This is a genomic window from Corynebacterium lipophiloflavum DSM 44291 (assembly GCF_000159635.1).
GTDB classification, from domain to species: domain Bacteria; phylum Actinomycetota; class Actinomycetes; order Mycobacteriales; family Mycobacteriaceae; genus Corynebacterium; species Corynebacterium lipophiloflavum.
The window spans coordinates 161,413-180,469 of record NZ_GG667192.1 but is presented as its reverse complement, the minus strand read 5'-3'; the positions used below and the strand labels follow the sequence as shown (position 1 = coordinate 180,469).

The following is a 19,057-nucleotide window of genomic DNA, read 5'->3' as shown; positions in this document are numbered from 1 at the left end:
CCAGGGCGGCCGCGGGCTGCGCGCATTTACAGCGCCTCCACCTCGAACTGCATCCGCGGCTGGACGTACGCATCTTGCGCTTCCACCAGCAACAGCTCCCCGGCCCCCGCCTCGTAGGTCGCCGACAACACATCAAACACCGACGACGCCGTGCGCGCCAACGCATCGGCCGCATCACCGCTGCGAATGTAGTGGCCTGTGAACAGCGCAGAGGCCACATCGCCCGAACCGTTGCGTTTGAACGGCAACCGTGGCGTGCGCACGATCCACGATCCCTTGTCATCAACCACAATCATTTCGAGGAAGTTCTCGGGATCCGCCTCCGGGCGCTCAACCGAAGTCACGAGCACGGTCCGCGGACCCATCTCGCGCGCCGCGGCAACCGCATCCAACGTCGATTCAAGATCCGTCGCCTCCCGGCCGGTCAAGTACCCGAGCTCGAATTGGTTCGGTGTGATGATGTCGGCAACCGGCACCACGCGGTCGCGCAACAGCGGCGGGATGGTGTCGGCGACGAAGCATCCCGATTTCGCGTTACCCATCACCGGGTCGCAGGCGTAGACGGCCTGCGGGTTGAGCTCCTTGACGCGAGCGACGGCGTCGACAATCACACCCGCGATGTCGTCCCCGCCCTGGTAGCCGGACAGCACCGCGTCAACCCGTGCCAGCGCCCCGCGTTCCTCGATGCCGGTGATCACGTCAGCGACGTCCGCGGCCGGAATCATCGGTCCCCGCCACGCGCCGTAGCCGGTGTGGTTGGAGAAATTGACGGTGTAGACAGGCCACACCTCGTGCCCGATGCGCTGCAGCGGGAAGACTGCCGCCGAGTTGCCGACGTGGCCGTACGCGACGGCCGACTGGATGGAAAGGATGTTCATAGTACCCTATTGTGCACCATGCCCGCGGGCAGTTACTGAGCGGACTGGTACTCGTCGACCACGTCCGGCAGCTCGATGAGCACGCTGCGCACCTTGATGCGGCCGCGGCGATCGCGCCCACCCTCGGCGGTGAAGCGCAGTTCGGAGACCTCCACCGAGGAGCCGGGGAGGGGCACACGGCCGAGCTCGTAGGAGAAGAGGCCGGCTACCGTGTCCACCGCATCGACGACCTCGTCGTCGAAGGACAGCTCGTAGCCGACGTTGTCCTGCAGGTAATCCACCAGGTCGTCGAGGGGCAGGCGCGCCTGCGCGCGGTACTGCAACCCCCCGAGCGGCTCGATCGGTGCCATCTCCGCATCGTCGTACTCGTCGGTGATCTCGCCGACGATTTCCTCGAGCAGGTCCTCCATGGTCAACAGGCCGGCGACGCCGCCGTACTCGTCGACAAGCATCGCGATGTGCGTGCCGCGCTGCTGCATTTCCTGGAGCAGCACGTCGAGCGGCTTCGATTCCGGGATGAACAGCGGTTCACGCATCACCGAGGCGATCGAGGTCGAAGGATCCAGGGGGCGGCCATCCGGGGTGAACATGTCCTTGAGGTAGACCACGCCCACGATGTCGTCGACGTTTTCCCCGATCGCAGGCACGCGCGAGTGGCCCGAGCGCACCATCAAGCGCGTGGCCTGGCCCACGGTCTTCTCGGACTCGATCCAGATCATCTCCGGGCGCGGCACCATGACCTGTTTGGCGTAGGTGGAGGCCAGATCGAAGATGTTTTGAATCATGCGGTGCTCGGTAGATTCCACCACCCCGCGCTCTTGGGCGATGTCCACCATCTCGCGCAGCTCGATCTCGGTGGCGTAGGGGCCCTCGCGGAAGTCGCGGCCCGGGTGGAAGAGGTTGCCAATCCAGATCAGTAGCCGGGCGACCGGGCCCAGGACCACGTTGAATGCGACGAGCCACTGGGCGGCGCGCAGCGAGATCGAGTACGGGTTGCGCCGCCCCGCCGTGCGGGCGAACACGCCGATGATGCCGAACTGCAGCAGCGTCACACCGGCCACCGCGACAGCGATCGCCCAGGAGACGGTTCCGAACAGGTCGAGAGTAAACATCGCGGCGAACACGGCGGCGGTGACTTCCAGCACCGTGCGCACCATGACCAGCATGTTGACCTGGTTCGCGCGCGAATCGACGACCCGCATCAGCGCCCGGGAACCGGGCACGTCGTCCTTGAGCATGCTTTCCACCCGCGCGCGCGAAATCGGCGCGAGCGCGGATTCGACGGAGCCGAGCAGACCGGAGGCGAGCAGCGCCGCGAGCGCGACCACCGCGTAACTGAAGGTGAATTCCACGAGCGCTACTGCCCCTTCATCCGGCGGTCGAGGTCATCGCGGTCGGCGGCGGAGGGAAACGCCTGGGCCCCGCTGGGCTTCGGCTGGTACTGCACCCCGCGCGAGATCATGTCGTCGTACCAGTCCGCGAGGATCTCGTTTTGCAGCGAGAACATCTCGCGCTCGTCCTCGGGCGCGACGTGGTCGTAGCCGAGCAGGTGCAGCACGCCGTGCACGGTCAGCAGCGCCAGCTCGTGGCCGAGGTCGTGGCCCGCGATCTCCGCTTGGCGACGATCAAACGCCGGGCACAAAATAATGTCCCCGAGCATCGCCGGGCCGGGCTGCGCCGCATCCGGGCGCCCGCCGCCGGGGGTGAGCTCGTCCATGGGAAAGCTCATCACGTCGGTGGGACCCTCCAGGTCCATCCAGCGCACGTGGAGGTCGGCCATTGTGGGCTCGTCCACGAGCGTGACGGTCACCTCGGTGTCCGGGTGGACGTCCATGGCGGCCAGCGCGAAGGAGGAGACGTCAACGAGCATCTCCTCGTTGACGTCGCCCTCGCCGGATTCGTTCAGCACCTCGATGCTCACGGGATCGCCCTTTCTCGCTCCGCCTGCTTCTTCTCGTAGCGCGCCGCGTTGGTGGCGTCGTGGCGATCGTAGGCCTCGACGATTCGCGAAATCAGGTGGTGGCGCACGACGTCCTCGGCGCCGAGCTCCTCGATGTAGATGTCGTCGATGCCGCCGAGGATGCGGCGCGCCACGCGCAGGCCGGAAACGGTTCCGCTGGGCAGATCCACCTGCGAAACGTCGCCGGTGACGACCATCTTCGAGCCGAACCCGAGGCGGGTGAGAAACATCTTCATCTGGCTTGCGGTGGTGTTTTGGGCCTCATCGAGGATGACGAAGGCGTCGTTCAGCGTGCGCCCGCGCATGTAGGCCAGCGGGGCGACCTCGATGATTCCGGCGTCGAGCAGCTTCGGGATCATCTCGGGGTCAAGCATGTCGCGCAGGGCGTCGTACAGCGGGCGCAGGTAGGGGTCGATCTTGTCGTTGAGGGTGCCGGGCAAGAAGCCGAGCTTTTCACCGGCTTCGACGGCCGGGCGGGTCAAAATGATGCGCTTGACCTGTTTGGCCTGCAGCGCCTGCACCGCCTTCGCCACCGCCAAATAGGTTTTGCCCGAGCCCGCCGGCCCGATGCCGAAGGTGATCGTGTTCTCATCGATCGCATCAACGTAGCGGCGCTGGCCCGCAGTTTTCGGGCGGATCACCTTGCCGCGGCGCGCCACGATCTCGGCGCCGAGGATATCGGCCACCGATTCCGGCGCCTCCGTCTCCATGATGCGCGTCGCGTGCACCACCGTGTCGGGCCCGACGGGCACCCCGCGGCGCGCCATCGACTCGAGCTCGTCGAGCACGCGGGTCGCGTGCGCCACCGCGGTCACAGGACCGCGTAGCGTCACCGTGGTGCCGCGCGCGTGAATGTCCGCGCCGAGCTGCTGGTTAAGCACCCGCAGGTTGTCGTCGTTGATACCGAGCACCGCCTGGGCGTAGGCCGAGTCAAGCTCGACCTTGCGCGTAACCAGTTCTTCCATAATGTGAAACCCTACCAGCGCTCGGTCACCGCGCCGATCGCGCACAGCGCCGCGAACGCCGCCGAGGCGGTGCGCAACACCTCCGGGCCAAGCTTGACGGCGTCCGCGCCGAGGGCCTCGAGCTCCTCCGGCCCGATGCCGCCCTCCGGTCCGACGATGAGAAAGACCTCGTCCGCAAACTCGACGCCCGAAATCGGGGCCACCGCATCCTCGTGCAAAACGAGCGCCTGCTTGCCGACGACCAACTCACGCAACTGGTTCGTCGTCACAGGCTCCGCCACCTGAGGCACCCACGCCCGGCGCGACTGCTTGGCTGCCTCGCGCGCCACCGCCTGCCACTTGGCCACCTGTTTGCCTTGCTTGTCAGCGGGCCAGCGCGCGATGGTGCGGTTTGAAAGCCACGGCACGATGGCGTCGGCGCCGCCTTGGACAGCCAGGTCGACGGCGAGTTCGGCGCGCTCCGCCTTCGGGATGGCCTGGACCACGGTGATGCGCGGGGTGGGCTGCGGCACCTGCGTGAGCGCGAGCACCTCGCCGCGCAAATAGTCCTTGCCGCGGATCTCGGCGACGGCGATCTCGGCGGCGGTGCCGGCGCCGTCGACAAGCATGATGCGCTCGCCGACGCCGATGCGCTTGACCGTCACCGCGTGGCGGCCCTCCGCCCCGTCGAGCTCGCCGCGCGCGGGTTCCGGGGCGATGAAGTAGGGCAGGCTCATCGGCGGAAGCGGCCGCGCATCCGGCCGAGGAAGGACTCGCTGTGGCCCGCGTCCTCGCTGGTCACTGTCGCGGAGTGGGCGTGGCCGTCGCGCAGGCTCTCCAGCGCCTCGCGCTCCTCGGGGCGAAGCTCCGTGGGCACGACCACATCAATGTGGGCGATCATGTCGCCGGCCTCCTGGCTGCGCAACCGCGGCATGCCGGCTCCGCTGAGCACGACGCGCTCGTTCGGCTGGGTGCCTGCCGGCACCTCAATCGAGGCCTCGCCTCCGCCGAGAGTATCCACCGTAACCGAGGTGCCCAGGGCCGCCTCGTACATCGGCACCGTCACGCGCAGATGCAGGTTGTCGCCCTCGCGCGCGAAGACTGGGTGCGGCTGAGTGTGAACCTCAACGTACAGGTCGCCGGCGGGCCCGCCGCCGTGGCCGACCTCGCCCTGGCCCGCCATGCGGATCCGCATGCCGTCGGCAATGCCGGCCGGGATGTTCACGGTCAGATCGCGGCGCGAGCGCACCCGGCCATCTCCCGCGCACTGGCGGCAGGGATCCTTGATCAGCTCGCCGAAGCCGCGGCACTTGGGGCAGTCGCGGGTGGTCATGATGTTGCCGAGGAAGGACTGCTGGACCTCCTCAACCGAGCCAGTGCCGTGGCAGTGGTCGCAGGTCACCGGCTTCGACTTCGATTCGGAACCGGTGCCGGTGCAGACGTCGCACAAGACGGCGGTGTCGACGGTGACTTCCTTCTTCACACCGGTGAAGGCGTCGTCAAGCGTAATGGCGGTGCGCAGCAGGGCGTCATTGCCGGGCTGCACGCGCGAGCGCGGCTCACGGCCCTGGCCCGCGCCGCCGAAGAAGGCCTCGAAAATATCGCCGAAGCCACCGAACCCGCCTGCCCCGCCCGGCCCGGCGGCGCCTTGCTCCATCGGGTCGCCACCGCGGTCGACGATGCGGCGCTTGGAGGGATCGAGCAACACCTCCTGCGCCATGGAGATCTCGCGGAACTTCTCCGCGGCCTCCTCGGACGGGTTGACATCCGGGTGGTACTTGCGCGCCAGCTTGCGGTACGCCCTCTTGATCTCCTGCTCGGTCGCCTCGCGGTCGACGCCGAGGATCCCGTAATAGTCACGAGCCACTGTCTCAGATACGCCTTTCTAAAAAGCTTCTATTCTCCACGCAGGATCCGGCTAATGTAGCGGGCCACCGTGGCAACCTTTTGAATCGTACCGGGGTAGTCCATGTAGGTGGGACCCACCACCCCTAGACCGCCGAGGGCTTCCCCGGTGCCGTATGCAGTTGTAACAATCGAGGCGCGGGAAAATTCCTCGTCCTCGTTTTCGCGGCCGATGCGCACGCTGACGCGCTCGAGCTCCTGGGCACCGGCGAGCAGCTTGAGCACCACAACCTGCTCCTCGAGCGCGGCGATGACGCTGTGTAAATCGCTCCCGGAGGCGGAGACGTGGGTGAGGTTGGCGGCACCAGCGATGAGCAGCCGGTCGCTCGGGGTGTCCACGAGCGTTTCGATGAGCACCGCGGTGGCGCGCTCGACGGCGTCCGCAATCCGCGCGTCGGCGAGCTCCGCCAGCTTCGCCAGCGACGTCGAGGCCTCCGACATCGTGGCCCCGACCAGCACGGTGTTGAGGGCGTCGCGGAGCAGGCGCACGTCCTCGTCGGCGAGCGCGGTGGCGAGCTCGACGTTGCGCTGGTCCACCCGGCCCGAGTCGGTGATGACCACCAGGAGCAATCGCGTCGGCGCCAACGCCACGACCTCGCAGTGCTTCACCCGCGACACCTCGAGGGTGGGCAGCTGCACCACGGCTGCCTGGTTGGTGATCTGCGCGAGCAGCTGCACCGAGCGGCGCAGCACGTCTTCCAGGTCGGTGCCGTTTTCCAAAAAGTCCAGGATCGCGCGGCGCTCCGGCGCCGAGAGCGGCTTGACCCCGTGGAGTGCGTCAACGAAGGCGCGGTATCCCTTTTCCGTGGGCACACGGCCCGAACTGGAGTGCTGCTGGGCGATGAAGCCCTCCTTTTCCAGCACCGACATGTCGTTGCGGATCGTCGCGGAGGAAACGCTCAGGTTGTGCCGCTGCACGAGCGACTTCGATCCCACCGGCTCCTGCAGGGCGATGTAGTCGGCCACGATGGCGCGAAGCACCGCCTGTCTGCGATCTTCTGCCACACTCATGCCCACCACCTTACCCGCGCGCTATTCCGCCGCCAGAATGTCGGTGATGATGCCGTCGGCAAGCAGGCGCCCCGCGTCCGTGACCGCGACCCGCTCCCCCACGGAGAGCAGACCTGCGCGAGCATGCTTGTCGACGACCCCCCACGCGCTCTCGTCTATCCACTCACGCGGGATTCCCTCCTTCAGCCGCAATCCCAGCATGATCGCCTCGAAGTGTTGCTCCTGCGCGGTCAAAGATTCCTGATCCGCGATAGGCAGCGATCCGCCGGCGAGCAGCTCGCTGTAGCGCTCTGGGCGCTTGACGTTGTGGAATCTCGTGGAGCCGATGAAGCTGTGGGCGCCGGGGCCAGCTCCCCACCACTGCCCCCCGCGCCAGTACAGGAGGTTGTGTCGGCACTGCCCGCCTTCACGCGCCCAGTTGGACACCTCGTACCAGCCGAAGCCGGCGTCCTCGAGGGTGCTCGAGATGATCTCGTAGCGGTCGGCGTAGACGTCCTCGCTCGGTGCCGGCAGCTCCCCGCGACGGACCTTCCGAGCCATCGCGGTGCCGTCCTCGACGATCAGCGAGTACGCGCTGACGTGGTCGACGCCCGTTGAGAGCACCGCATCAAGGGTTGCCCGCACATCGTCATCCGTTTCCGTCGGGGTGCCGTAAATCATGTCGAGGTTGACGTGCTCGAACCCGGCGTCCAGCGCCTCTTTCACCGCCGCGACGGCGCGACCCGGGGTGTGCATGCGGTCGAGCACCTTGAGAACAGGTGTCGAGGCGGACTGCATCCCCAGCGACACCCGGGTGAACCCGGCTTCAAGCAGGCCCTCGAAATACTCCGGGCTGGTGGACTCCGGGTTCGACTCCGTGGTCACCTCCGCGCCAGGTTTCAGGCCGACGTGGGTGTGCACCATCTCCATGATGCGACCCAACCCCGCCGCCCCGAGCAGCGAGGGCGTGCCGCCGCCGATGAACACGGTGTCCGCGGGGGAAGTATCTGCCTTCGCCAACTCGGTTTCCAGCGCCCGCAGGTACGTTTCGTGCGAGGTTTCGACCTCGGTGGGCGTGTAGGTGTTGAAATCGCAGTAGCCACAGCGGGTCGCGCAGAACGGCACGTGGATGTACAGGCCGAACAAGATCTAGGCACCCCGGCGTGAGCGCTTCGCGGCGACCTTGGCCACGATCGCGTCAATCCGCGCGCGCTCCGCCAAAAACGTCGGCGGGTTCGAACCGCGCATCGTGCGCGTGAACGCGGGGTGGTCGACGCAGACGGTTTCCATCCACCCTTCGACAGCAGCCTCGACGAGCTCACCGACGCGGGCATAGAGGTGCGGCAGACTCACCGCACCGAGTTCGCGGGCGACCATGTCGGTTTGCTCGAGGGTGAAGCTGACGATTTCGGTCAGGTGCTGCACAGTCAGCTCGGTACGGCCGGTCAGCGCGTCGTTCATCGTGCGCACCGAAAACGGCGCGGTAAGCGGGTAGAGGTCTTCCAGGCCGATCGCGTCGAGGAACTCCGGTTCAGGGATGCGCTCCTCGGCGGACGCCGAGGCGGAAAGCAAGCCGGCGCGCATCCCCGAGGTCAGCGCTTGCCGCAACCCGATCAGCTCGCCGACGACGCGGCGCGCGTCCTGGCGGGCGTCATCGATGATTTCCGAGAACTCTGCGAGGCAGTCGTCAGTGAGCTCGCCGTCGTAATCGGCAATCGATTCCGCGATGTGCTCGATATACTCCGCGACCTCGTCACCGATGTTGTAGATTTCCTGGGTCAGCTCACGATGGCGCAGCACCGCGGCGGTTTTCTGCACGATCCATCCCCCTTCAATCTACCTTTGCAACATGTGACGATTCGCTGGGGAAATGGTAGCGCCCGCGCGGTGAGAATCCGCGCGGCGCGCCGAGACTTAGCGTTGGTAGAGCGCTTCGATCTCGTCGGCGAAGCGCTTGACGACGACGTTGCGCTTGATCTTCATCGTCGGGGTGATCTCGTCCTCTTCCTCGCGCAGGTCGCGCTCGAGGATGCGGAACTTCCTGATTCCCTCCGCCTTGGACACGGTCTTGTTCGCCGTGTCCACGGCGGACTGCACGGCTGCGATCAACTTGTCGTTGTTCTTCAGCTCGCTGAGCGGAGCGTTCTCGTCGATGCCGTTTTTCGCCTTCCACCGCTTCAGCTCAGCCTCGTCGATGGTGACCAGCAAGCCGACGAACGGCCTGCCATCGCCGACCACGATGGCATTCGCGATCAGCTCGTTCTGGGTAAGGGCCTCTTCGAGCGGGCCCGGGGAAACATTCTTGCCTCCAGCGGTGACGATGAGATCCTTCTTACGTCCCGTGATGCGGATGAAGCCGTCGTCGTCAATCTCGCCGAGGTCTCCGGTGGAGAACCAGCCGTCCTTCATGGACGCCTCGGTGGCCTCGGGGTTATTCCAATACGACTTCGATACACCGTCACCGCTGAACTGAATTTCGCCTTCCTCGGTCACACGCGCCTTAAAGCCCGCCACCGGGCGACCGACGGTGCCGATGCGCATCTGGCCGGGCTCGTTCACTGAGGCGGCGGCAGTCGTTTCGGTCAGACCGTAACCTTCGTAAATGGTGATCCCCATGCCACGGAAGAAGTGCAACAGGTCGGCGCCGATCGCCGAGCCGCCGGAGATCGCGACCCGCACCTGCCCGCCCATCGCTGCCTTCACCTTGGAGTAGACGAGCTTGTCAAACAACGTGGCTTTTGCTTTAAGCAGCAAGCCGGGGCCCTTGGTAGTATCCAGCGCCTTGGAATACTCCACGGCCGTCTTTTCTGCAGCCAGGAAGATTCGCTTCGCCACGTCGGAACTGTCGGCCGCCTGGTTGTAAGCCCCCGCGCGGACTTTCTCAAACACGCGCGGCACTCCGAGCACCAGGGCGGGCTTGGAGCGCTGGAATTCCTTGGTGATGGTTGAGGTATCGCCCCAGTGGGACTGAGTCGCCCCCGCGATCATGAGTGCAAAGGTCACGGCACGCTGCAGGACGTGGGCCAGCGGCAGGAATACCACGGCGTGCTTGCCCACAGGGTCACCAAGCGAGGTAACAAGCTTACTCGACAGCAGACCACGAGCTTCGTGGTACCAGTTGATGTGAGTCAGGTTGACTCCCTTGGGGCGCCCAGTCGTACCCGAGGTGTACACGATGGATGCGAGGCTGTCGTGGGTGATGTTGGCAACTCGTTCGTCGACAAGCGACTGCTCCACATCTGTGCCGTCCGAGGTGATCTCCTCGATGCCTTCGGACTCGAATTCCACGACGCGCACACCCTCCTTGCCTGAGGCGGCAAGGACATCGTTCACCGCTTTGGCGTGCGCGGCAGTCTCGGCGAAAACGAGCTTCGCACCGGAATCCTCGAGAATCCACTCGATCTGGTGCTCGGAGCTCGACGGATAGATCGGCACGGTTACCGCACCTGCGGTGAGGATGGCAAAGTCGGCCAGGGTCCATTCGTAACGTGACTCGGAAAGGACCACAACGCGGTCCCCCGGCTCAATACCGTTGGCGATCAACCCCTTTGCCAGCGCGTACGCGTCGGCGATGAAGTCATGGGCTGTGATATCAACCCATCCCGAACCGTTCGGCCGGTGGAACAGGACGATCTCCGAGCGAGACTCGCTCAGCTTAATAACGTCGCTGACGACATTCTCTTCTGGCTGGATGGTGAAATCAGGTTCAACGGTAAACGTGTCACTAGTCATAGTCGACAACACTACCCTTTCGTGTCACTCCGGTGACGATGCCGGGTGACTTTTGGCACAATTGCTTGATGTGACGTACTCAGACCACCTCATGGCCCTTGCTACCGCCTACGGGCTCGGATCTCACTACCGGGCATCGAACGGTCTGATCACCGAGCCCCCTGCTTCCTCTTACGTACAGCTGCTCCGCGCCCTCGGGGTGGCACTTAGCGACTCTCCCGGCGCCGAGGAGCTGCAGTTTTTCCTCGAAGCCAAGCGGGAGAGCGAAGCCACTCGGCCGCTGCCCGCGTGCATCGTGGCCACGGCGGGAAGCGAAAAGCATTTCAACGCCCACGTGCACGACGGCCATCCCGCCCACTGCTGGATCCGGCTCGAGGACGGCTCCAGCCGCGATGCCTACCAGGATGAGAACTGGACCGCGCCCTACACCGCCACTGACGGGACCACGTGGGGGGAAGCCACCTTCCACGTTCCCGGCGACCTTCCCGTCGGCTGGCACGAGCTGAACCTGGAGTCCGACAACGTGGAGGCGACCTGCACCCTCATCGTCGTGCCCAACACCCTCGAGACAAACCAGCGCTTCATCGCCAACCCAACCTGGGGAGTGATGGCGCAGCTGTACTCCGCGCGCTCGAAGCGTTCCTGGGGCATCGGCGACTTAGGCGACCTCGGGCTGCTCGCCGAGGTTGTGGGTGCCGAAGGTGCGGATTACCTGCTGATCAACCCGGTCCACGCCGCCGAGCCGGAACCGTCCCTGGAAGATTCGCCGTACCTGCCCACCTCGCGGCGCTTCATCAACCCCATCTACATCGCCGTGGAGGACGTGGCGGAATGGGGCTCGGTGGACGCGGACATCCGCGATGACATAACTGCGGCTGCGGCGCCGCTGAAGGAATCGAACTCCTCCGCGGAGCCGATCAACCGCAACGACATCTTCGCCGTCAAGCTCGCCGCTTTGCGGGAACTGTTCTACGTTGCCGAGCAGGACGCCCGTCGCCGGGAAGCCTTTGCGGCGTTCATCGCAGACGAAGGCGAAGGGCTCGTCGAGTTTGCACGGTGGTGCGCCGCTCAGGTCGCCGCCCCCGGCCGCCATGCCGGGCGCGGCGCGGAAGTCGACGAGGAGACGGTGCGCTTTTACATGTGGATGCAGTTCATCGCCGACGAGCAGCGCCGCGCCGCGCAGCAGCGGGCAGTAGACGCCGGGATGGACATCGGCATCATCACTGACCTCGCCGTCGGCGTCCACCCCGGCGGTGCCGATGCCACCACGCTGAGCGACGTTCTTGTCCAGGACGCCTCGGTTGGCGCCCCACCGGACCAGTACTCGCAGCAGGGCCAGGACTGGTCCCAGCCGCCGTGGGATCCCAACGCCCTGGCCGAGGCGGGTTACAAGCCGTGGCGCGACCTGCTGCGCACCGTGCTGCGCCACTCCGGCGGCGTGCGCGTCGACCACATCCTCGGCCTGTTCCGCCTGTTCTGGATCCCCCGCACAGGCAACCCCGCCGAGGGCGTCTACATGAACTACGACCACGAGGCCATGGTCGGGGTGCTCGCGCTCGAAGCCCAGCGCGCCGGTGCGATCGTCGTCGGCGAGGACTTGGGCACCTTCGAGCCCTGGGTCCAAGACGCGCTACGCGACAAGGGGATCTTGGGCACCTCGGTGCTGTGGTTCGAATCCTCCGCGCCCGAGGGCTCGCCGAAGCGAGCTGCCCAGTACCGCAACCTGTGCCTGACTTCCGTGGGCACACATGATCTGCCCCCGACCGCCGGCTACCTGAAGGGCGCCCACAACGAGTTGCGCGTCGAACTCGGACTCGTCGACGAAACCCTCGATGAGCTCAACGCCGCCGACGCAGTGTGGATGGGCGCGGTCCTCGACGTCGTGCGCGAGGCGGGCGCATTCGAGGGCACCGACTTGGCCGATCGCGGGTTCGCCGGGTTGACACCGTCCGAGTTCGGCGATGTCGAGGACTTGCTCGTCGGGCTCAACCGCTTCGCCGCCTCCACCCCCTCGGCCCTGACCTGTACCAACCTGGTGGACATGGTGGGCGATGTGCGCATCCAGAACCAGCCCGGCACCAACGCGGAGCAGTACTCCAACTGGTGCATCCCGCTGTGCGACGCCTCGGGCACGGCCGTGCTCATCGACGACCTTCCCACCAATGCGTTGTTCAAGCGCGTCGCCGAGGCGTCGAAAAGGGGCTAGCGCCTACACCAGCCCCACGATCGCGGCAATCACCACGAGCGCGAGCATGACATACAGCACCTGAGTGACGCGCGACTGGGGGTATTTTCGGCGCGCCTTCGGAAGTTGGGCGTCCTGCCTGCGCAGTTCTTCGGGGTTAGCCATAATGGGCTAGCTTACTTGCCTCTCACGCGGCGTAGCCAACCAATCAACCACCCGCAGGATCACCGCCGCCGCCACGCCTGCCAGCGGCAGCACGACGACCAGCACGATGGGAAGCTGCAGCCACGGTGAAAGATGAAACAGATCAAACACCGCGCACCCCCGTGCCCTCGAGACCGCGACGTTGAAGCAGGGGCCGGGTGTCCTTGTCGCGGCCGCGAAACGCCCGGTAGGCCTCGGCGTAGTCGCGCGCCGCGCCGCGCGACAGGACCGCGTCGCGGAACTTCTCCCCCGTCGCGCGGTTAATGCCCTCCTCGGCGACGAGGCCGAAGCCGTCGGCGTCGAGCGCCTCGGCCCACAGGTAGGAGTAGTAGCCCGCAGAGTAACCGCCGGCGAAGATGTGGTTGAACCAGGTCGAGCGGTAGCGCGGCTCGAGACCCTCGACATCGAGGCGGTAGCTTTCGAGCACGCCGCGTTCGAACTCCGCGATGTCCTCGGCGGTGCCCTGCGGCACCTCGGCGGCGTCACCGATCGAGTGCCACGCGAGATCGATCGCGGCCGCGGCGAGGTACTCGGAGGTGTCAAAGCCCTGCCCGAACTGCCGGGAGGCGCGGACCGCCTCGAGCAGCTGCTCGGGGATGACCTCCCCGGTTTCAACGTGGCGGGCGTAGTTGCGCACGATCTCGGGCGCGAACGCATAGTTTTCGTTGATCTGTGAGGGAAACTCGACCCAGTCGCGGGGCACGTTGGTGCCGGACAGCGACGGGTACCGCACGTTGGACAGCAGGCCGTGCAGGGCGTGGCCGAACTCGTGGAAGACGGTGGTGACCTCGTCGATGCTCAAGCGCCGCGAGGCCAGCGACATCACGTTGACCACCACGGCCTTCTTGCCGGTCAGGTGCGACTGGTCGACGAACGAGCTCATCCAGGCGCCGCCGCGTTTCGACGGCCGCGCAGCGTAGTCCGTCAGCAGCAGGCCGAGCCCGTCCCCGCCGCGCTCGGGGGCATCTCGCACCTCCCACACCTCGACATCATCGCGGTAACCGCGCAGGTCCCCGCGCTTGGTCACGGTGATGCCGTACAGAAGCTTCGCCGCGTAGAAGACGCCGTCGACAAGCACCTGCTCGAGCGGGAAGTAGTCACGCAGCTGCGCCTCGTTCAGCTCGAGCTCCTCCTCGCGGCGCCGCGCCTGGAAGTAGGGCCAATCGGCGCCGTCGAGATCCTGGCCCGCGAGCTCGGCCGCCAGCTTGCGCTCGGCCTCGGCGTTCGCGGCGGCGGCCGGGGCGAGGTCGGCAATGAGCTGGCGTGCGGCCGAGGCCGTTTGCGCAGTTTCCTCGGCGATGACGAAGTCGGCGTGGGTGTCGTAGCCCAGCAACCGCGCGCGCTCGAGACGCAGGCGAGCTGACTCGGCAACCAGCGGGGCGTTGGAGGTTGCGCCGCGGGCCCGGGAGGCGTCAAAAAGCGCACGCCGCGCCGCAGGCGATGTCAGCTCCGACTGCAAAGACTGGGTGGTCGGCAACTCCAGGGTGATGGTGTAGCCATCGCCGTCGCGATAGGCGTCCTTCTGCTGCTCACTCAAGCCGCCCAGCTCTGCCTCGGGCAGGGAGACTGCGAGCTCACGGGTGTCGGCGAGCAGGTTGCGGCCGAACTCTTCGGAGAGCTGGCTGAGGCGCTGGTTGATCTCGAGCAGCCGTGACTTGCCGGCGGCGTCCAAACCCGCGCCGCGGCGGGTGAAGCGGCGCAGCAGGATGTCGTGCAGGCGGCGCGATTCCTCGTCCTGCGGCACATCAACATCCTTAAGGCGCGCAAACAGCTGGTCGTTTTGGTAGATCGAGTCCATGTGGGCCGACAGCTTCGGCACGATGCGATCCGCGACCGCGTCGAACTCCTCGGTGCTGTCAGTCCCCTGCAGGTTGAAAAACCAGGCGGCGACCCGGTCTAGGTCCGCACCCGAGCGCTCGAACGCCTCGACCGTGTTCTCCCACGTCGGGTCCTTTCGCATCGAGATCTCCGCGATCTCGCGGGCGTGGCGGGCCACGGCCTCCTCGAAGGCGGGTTCGACGTGCTCGAGCGAAATCGCCGCGAAATCGGGCAGGTTGTAGGGCAAAGTGGACTCTCGCAGCAACGGGTTCATGGGCGCCATCCTAGACGCGCCCGCCCAGCCCGCCGGCTTAAGTTAAACTCACCCCCATGAATACCGCGGAGGTCACCTGCCCGGCCGGCACGGTTGTCGGCGTGAGCGACGGCACCGCGCGACACTTCCACTCCATCGAGTACTCCCACATCAGCGCCCCATTCAACGACGCGATGCCCGCCGCCCGGGGCCTGCTTATCGACGCCACCACCGCGCGCCCCGAGAAAACCGCCCTGTCGATCACCACCCCGGCGGCCGCAACCGACTCCGACGACCTGCCCGTCATGGTGTGGATCCACGGCGGGCGCTTCGAAACGGGCAGCCACGCCGACCCGGACACCGGCGCGAGCGCCTTCGCGTCCCAGGGTGTGATCCAGGTGCGCCTCGGCTACCGCCTCGACCTCGCCGGGCTCGTGCAATTCCCCGACGACGACCCGGCCCACTTCCGGGCCGCCCACGACTGCCAGCTCGGGCTCGAGTGGGTGCAGCGAAACATCGAGGCCTTCGGCGGCGACCCGACCAACATCACGCTAGTGGGGCAATCGGCGGGGGCGAACCTGGTGTTGTGGCTCGCCCGGTGCGATCACTACCGCGGCGCGTTTCGCCGGGCGGTGGCCCTGTCCCCCGCGTTTCCGCGGCGAACGTTCGCGCAGCGCAAGGCGTCGCTGCGGGCGTCGCTAAGCATGCCCCTAACCCGCAGTGCGCTGGGCGCCGCCGACCCGCGCCGGCTCGCGCGCGGCTACCGGCGCTTCCGCACCGCGCACATCACCGACCTCGCGCTCGGACCCGGCCCGCTCGACCCGGCCGAGCTCGCCGATGTCGACATCGTTGTCACCTCCACCCGCGACGAGTTCTACCGCTCCGGCGCGTGGACCGACGCGATGGGCCTCGGCGCGGCGACCGTGAGCACGATGGGGCGGTTCATGGGGCTCGCGCCCGGCGCAGCCAGTGCCTACCTCGAGGCGTGCCGCGCCATCGACCCGCAGCACCTGATGGGCCGCTTCCTGTCGGACTCGCTCATCCGGCGCTTCGTGGACCGCGTCGCCGAAGGCGCGCCGGGGCGCGTGTGGCAGGCGGAGTTTATTAGCGAATCGGGCGCGCCCGCCCACCACTGCGACGAGCTGCCCTCCCTGTTCGCGCAAGGCCCGTACGCGCCGAGTGCGGGATTGAACGCGGCGATGGCGCGCTACTGCGCGACGGGGGATCCGGGCTGGCCGCCCTATCAACCGGGCCGCACCGTGCTGCGCACCGACTTTTCCTGCCGCAAAGCCGAACTCGTCCGCGACCCGCTGGACTATGTGCGCGAGGCGTTTGTTACCTAGCCGTTGAGGTTTCCGGAGAAGGTGACGTTGCCGATGGTGAAGTCGGCGTCCCACAGCCTGCCCGGGGCGACATCGAAGGCGTACTTGGCGTTGACGGTCGCGCCGGCGCGCAGCGGCTCGTCGAGGCCGATGATGTCCACGCCGGACTCCTCGGCGTTTAGCGGCGCCGCGTCTTCCTTGTTGTTGCCGCCGGTGGTGTAGCTTAGCGTCGGCTGCTTCAGCGCGTCCGCCGGCATCGGCACCTCCGACTTGTTGGTCACGGCAACTACCAGCACGGACCCGCCGTTCGGGGCGCTTGACGCGCCCTGCCACTTGTATGAGAGCTCCATCGCGGGGTCGTCCACGGGCTCGCCAGTCAACTCGTCGGAGACAAGATTATCCACCTCTTCGACCCGGAAATCCTCCTGCGGCGGTGCCGTCGGGGTGGTGACACTCAGCGGGGTTTCGGTTCCCGCGGCGCCCTCCTCAGCGGTCCCGCCGCACGCGGACAGAGGCAACACGCAGGCGAGCGCGACGGCGGCGAAACGGGCGGACCTAGAGGTCATGGGGACGTCTCCTTGGGTGGGGAAGATTTCTCGTAAATTCCCCACTACTCTACAACCCCGGTAGCATTCAATGACCGTGCAACCTTTCTTTCGCGTCCTGCGCAGCGCGTCCGCGTTGTGGCCGTTCTACCTTCTCGTTGTCGTCCTTTCCTCGCTCGTGGCGGGGCTGGGGCTCGTCGCGCCGTTCATCCTGAAACGCGCCACCGACACCATCGTGGACACCCTCGGCGCCGGCGGCGTCACCGAGAGCGTGCCCCGGACGCTGGTCTGGCTGGCCATAGCGCTGTTTCTCGCGGAGGCGGCGGCGTGGGTGCTGCGCAACGTCAGCGGCTACATCGGCGACGTCATGGTTGCGCGCATCCGCCAGATACTGTCCACCCGCTACTTTGCCAAGCTGCTGTCACTGCCTCAGGGTTACTTCGACAGCCAGGTCACCGGCACGATCATCGCCCGGCTGGATCGCTCCATTGCGAACATAACCATGTTCATCCAGTCCTTCGCCAACAGTTTCTTGCCGATGCTGCTGCAGGTCGCGGCGATTTTAGTGATTACCGCGACCTACTACTGGCCTCTGACTGTCCTGCTCGCCGCACTGTTCCCGCTCTACGTGTGGCTCACCGCGCTGACGTCGACACGCTGGCAGAAGTGGGAGAAGGCGAAAAACGCCGAGATCGACGAGGGCAACGGCCGTTTCGCCGAGGTCGTCGGCCAGGTCAAGGTGACAAAGTCCTTCCTCGCGGAGACCCGCGAACTGAACAAGTTCGCCACCCACTACGGCAACACCGTCGATCTGACCCGGCCGCAGTCGCGGTGGTGGCACAGCATGGACGCCGTGCGCGGCATCGCGATGAACCTGATCTTCTTGGGCATCTACCTCATCCTTTTCGAGCGCACCCTGGGCGGCCACTTCACCATCGGCGATATGGTCATGCTCGTGCAGATGGTCACCATGGCGCGCCAGCCGGTATCCATGATGAGCTGGGTCGTCGACTCCGCGCAGCGCGCCGTCGCCGGCTCGCGCGACTACTTCAAAGTGATGGACGAGGCCGTGGAGCCCACCGCCAACAAAGACATCGTCGCCGCCACCAGCGCCTCCAACGTCCCGCGCGTGCGCGAGGTCGCCCACGCTCCGCTGCCGCCGGCGGAACCGACGATCGCCTTCGACAACGTCAGCTTCGCCTACAGCCCGGGAGAGCCCGTGCTGTCCGACATCACCTTTAGCGCCCGCCGCGGCGAGAAGATCGCGCTGGTCGGCGAATCCGGCGGCGGCAAGTCCACGCTGGTCAACCTGCTACTCGGGCTGTATCCCATCCAGCAGGGCACGATGACGCTGTGCGGGCGCGACATCGCTGCGCTCGGCGTGGAGACCCTGCGGGCCTCGACAGGCGTGGTGTTCCAGGAGCCCGCGCTGTTCTCGGGCAGCGTGCGCGACAACATCGCCTACGGCAAGCCGGACGCCACCTTTGACGAAATCGTCGCGGTGGCCAAGCGCGCCGGTGCCCACGGATTCATCACCGGGTTCAAGGACGGCTACGACACAATCATCGGCGAGCGCGGCCTGCGCCTGTCCGGCGGGCAGAAGCAGCGCGTCGCCGTCGCGCGCGCAATGCTCAAAGACGCCCCCGTGCTCATCCTCGACGAGGCGACCTCCGCGCTCGACACGAAATCAGAGCGCGCCGTCCAGGCGGGACTCGACGAGCTGATGAAGGACCGCACCACCATCATGATCGCCCACCGCCTGTCGACGATTGCGGACGTGGACACCATCATCACGCTTGTCGACGGCCGCATCGACGAGATCGGTTCGCCCGCGCAGCTGGCCACCTCCGGCGGGATCTACTCGGAGCTGCTGGCGTTGACGGCGTCGTCGAGCGCGGCGGACCGGGAGCGTTTGAAGCGTTTCGGGTTCAAGGTCGAAGGCGACGATCAGGAAGAGAATACCGAGGAAAACCCTTTGACTTAAGCCTATGGTGACCTCGCGCAGGTGGTTGAGAATACTCGAAGCGGTTGTTGCGGTTGTCCTGGTTCTGATTCTTGTGATCGTTGGTGTGCGATTGTTCACCTCCCGATATTACGCTGTGCCGGAAGTTAAGACTTCCGCCAAGGACCTGCTAGCCGGCCCCGGGGTCAACCCCGTCGAGGGTGACTACCTGCGTGGGTACCGGTTAGCCGGCCAGGGCGAGGCTCGGCCGGGCACCGTAATTGTTTTCGGCGGGTCCGAGGGGTCGGAGAACCCGTGGCAAGCGCTTGAGCTGCAGGAGGCCGGCCACAACGTGTTAGCGCTGTACTTCTTCGGGCAG

17 protein-coding genes and 1 pseudogene are annotated in these 19,057 nt (G+C 66.4%); 4 read left to right on the top strand and 14 right to left on the bottom strand.

The annotated features are described in order from the left end of the window. Window positions 1-26 precede the first annotated feature (26 nt). The 10 genes from pdxY to HMPREF0298_RS03980 form a co-directional block, all read right to left on the bottom strand. Complete coding sequence (gene pdxY, locus HMPREF0298_RS04025) at window positions 27-878, bottom strand: pyridoxal kinase PdxY (protein WP_006839831.1); 852 nt, start codon at window positions 876-878, stop codon at window positions 27-29. Between the two features lie 32 nt (window positions 879-910). After that, window positions 911-2,230, bottom strand: coding sequence for a hemolysin family protein (locus HMPREF0298_RS04020; protein WP_006839830.1), 1,320 nt, complete (start codon window positions 2,228-2,230; stop codon window positions 911-913). 5 nt (window positions 2,231-2,235) lie between these two features. Further along, window positions 2,236-2,799 (bottom strand): rRNA maturation RNase YbeY, encoded by a 564-nt coding sequence (gene ybeY, locus HMPREF0298_RS04015; RefSeq protein WP_006839829.1) that lies wholly within the window; start codon window positions 2,797-2,799, stop codon window positions 2,236-2,238. Beyond that, window positions 2,796-3,803 carry a PhoH family protein gene (locus HMPREF0298_RS04010; RefSeq protein ID WP_006839828.1) on the bottom strand — a complete coding sequence of 336 codons (1,008 nt, stop codon included), beginning with the start codon at window positions 3,801-3,803 and terminating at the stop codon, window positions 2,796-2,798. Before HMPREF0298_RS04010 ends, ybeY begins: the two co-directional genes overlap by 4 nt. Before the next feature lie 11 nt (window positions 3,804-3,814). Further along, window positions 3,815-4,519: a 16S rRNA (uracil(1498)-N(3))-methyltransferase gene (locus HMPREF0298_RS04005; protein WP_006839827.1), complete on the bottom strand. Its 705-nt coding sequence runs from the start codon at window positions 4,517-4,519 to the stop codon at window positions 3,815-3,817. Then, window positions 4,516-5,649, bottom strand: a complete 1,134-nt coding sequence (gene dnaJ / locus HMPREF0298_RS04000) for a molecular chaperone DnaJ (protein WP_006839826.1) — start codon at window positions 5,647-5,649, stop codon at window positions 4,516-4,518. Before dnaJ ends, HMPREF0298_RS04005 begins: the two co-directional genes overlap by 4 nt. A 29-nt stretch (window positions 5,650-5,678) precedes the next feature. Further along, window positions 5,679-6,698 (bottom strand): heat-inducible transcriptional repressor HrcA, encoded by a 1,020-nt coding sequence (gene hrcA / locus HMPREF0298_RS03995; RefSeq protein ID WP_006839825.1) that lies wholly within the window; start codon window positions 6,696-6,698, stop codon window positions 5,679-5,681. Window positions 6,699-6,719: 21 nt separating this feature from the next. Next, window positions 6,720-7,823, bottom strand: a complete 1,104-nt coding sequence (hemW, locus tag HMPREF0298_RS03990; protein ID WP_006839824.1) for a radical SAM family heme chaperone HemW — start codon at window positions 7,821-7,823, stop codon at window positions 6,720-6,722. Between the two features lie 3 nt (window positions 7,824-7,826). Then, entirely contained in the window at window positions 7,827-8,495 is a 669-nt protein-coding gene (locus HMPREF0298_RS03985) for a hypothetical protein (RefSeq protein ID WP_006839823.1), read from the bottom strand. A 96-nt stretch (window positions 8,496-8,591) separates the two neighbouring features. Next, a complete protein-coding gene (locus HMPREF0298_RS03980; protein ID WP_006839822.1) occupies window positions 8,592-10,409 on the bottom strand; it encodes an AMP-dependent synthetase/ligase in 1,818 nt (605 codons plus the stop codon). Between the two features lie 70 nt (window positions 10,410-10,479). Between HMPREF0298_RS03980 and malQ the strand changes: the two genes are divergently transcribed. Beyond that, on the top strand, window positions 10,480-12,615 hold the full coding sequence (gene malQ / locus HMPREF0298_RS03975; protein WP_040422479.1) for a 4-alpha-glucanotransferase: 2,136 nt from the start codon (window positions 10,480-10,482) through the stop codon (window positions 12,613-12,615). 3 nt (window positions 12,616-12,618) lie between these two features. On the opposite strand, the gene HMPREF0298_RS12415 is transcribed toward malQ, so the two are convergent. The 3 genes from HMPREF0298_RS12415 to HMPREF0298_RS03965 are packed head-to-tail and all read right to left on the bottom strand — an operon-like array spanning window position 12,619 to window position 14,899. Beyond that, a complete protein-coding gene (locus HMPREF0298_RS12415; protein WP_006839820.1) occupies window positions 12,619-12,759 on the bottom strand; it encodes a hypothetical protein in 141 nt (46 codons plus the stop codon). 6 nt (window positions 12,760-12,765) lie between these two features. Further along, window positions 12,766-12,909 carry a hypothetical protein gene (locus HMPREF0298_RS12140; protein ID WP_006839819.1) on the bottom strand — a complete coding sequence of 48 codons (144 nt, stop codon included), beginning with the start codon at window positions 12,907-12,909 and terminating at the stop codon, window positions 12,766-12,768. Continuing rightward, window positions 12,902-14,899, bottom strand: a complete 1,998-nt coding sequence (locus HMPREF0298_RS03965; RefSeq protein ID WP_006839818.1) for a M3 family metallopeptidase — start codon at window positions 14,897-14,899, stop codon at window positions 12,902-12,904. The genes HMPREF0298_RS12140 and HMPREF0298_RS03965 overlap by 8 nt, the downstream gene beginning before the upstream one ends. Before the next feature lie 47 nt (window positions 14,900-14,946). Between HMPREF0298_RS03965 and HMPREF0298_RS03960 the strand changes: the two genes are divergently transcribed. Continuing rightward, window positions 14,947-16,212 carry a carboxylesterase family protein gene (locus tag HMPREF0298_RS03960; RefSeq protein WP_006839817.1) on the top strand — a complete coding sequence of 422 codons (1,266 nt, stop codon included), beginning with the start codon at window positions 14,947-14,949 and terminating at the stop codon, window positions 16,210-16,212. Here HMPREF0298_RS03960 and HMPREF0298_RS03955 read toward each other — a convergent pair. Continuing rightward, a complete protein-coding gene (locus HMPREF0298_RS03955) occupies window positions 16,209-16,757 on the bottom strand; it encodes a hypothetical protein (protein ID WP_006839816.1) in 549 nt (182 codons plus the stop codon). The genes HMPREF0298_RS03960 and HMPREF0298_RS03955 overlap by 4 nt on opposite strands. A 70-nt stretch (window positions 16,758-16,827) precedes the next feature. Here HMPREF0298_RS03955 and HMPREF0298_RS03950 point away from each other — a divergent pair, with 70 nt between their 5' ends. Next, window positions 16,828-18,720 carry an ABC transporter ATP-binding protein gene (locus tag HMPREF0298_RS03950; protein WP_006839815.1) on the top strand — a complete coding sequence of 631 codons (1,893 nt, stop codon included), beginning with the start codon at window positions 16,828-16,830 and terminating at the stop codon, window positions 18,718-18,720. 115 nt (window positions 18,721-18,835) lie between these two features. Further along, a pseudogene (locus HMPREF0298_RS12410) lies at window positions 18,836-19,057 on the top strand (acyl-CoA thioester hydrolase/BAAT C-terminal domain-containing protein); the annotation flags it as partial.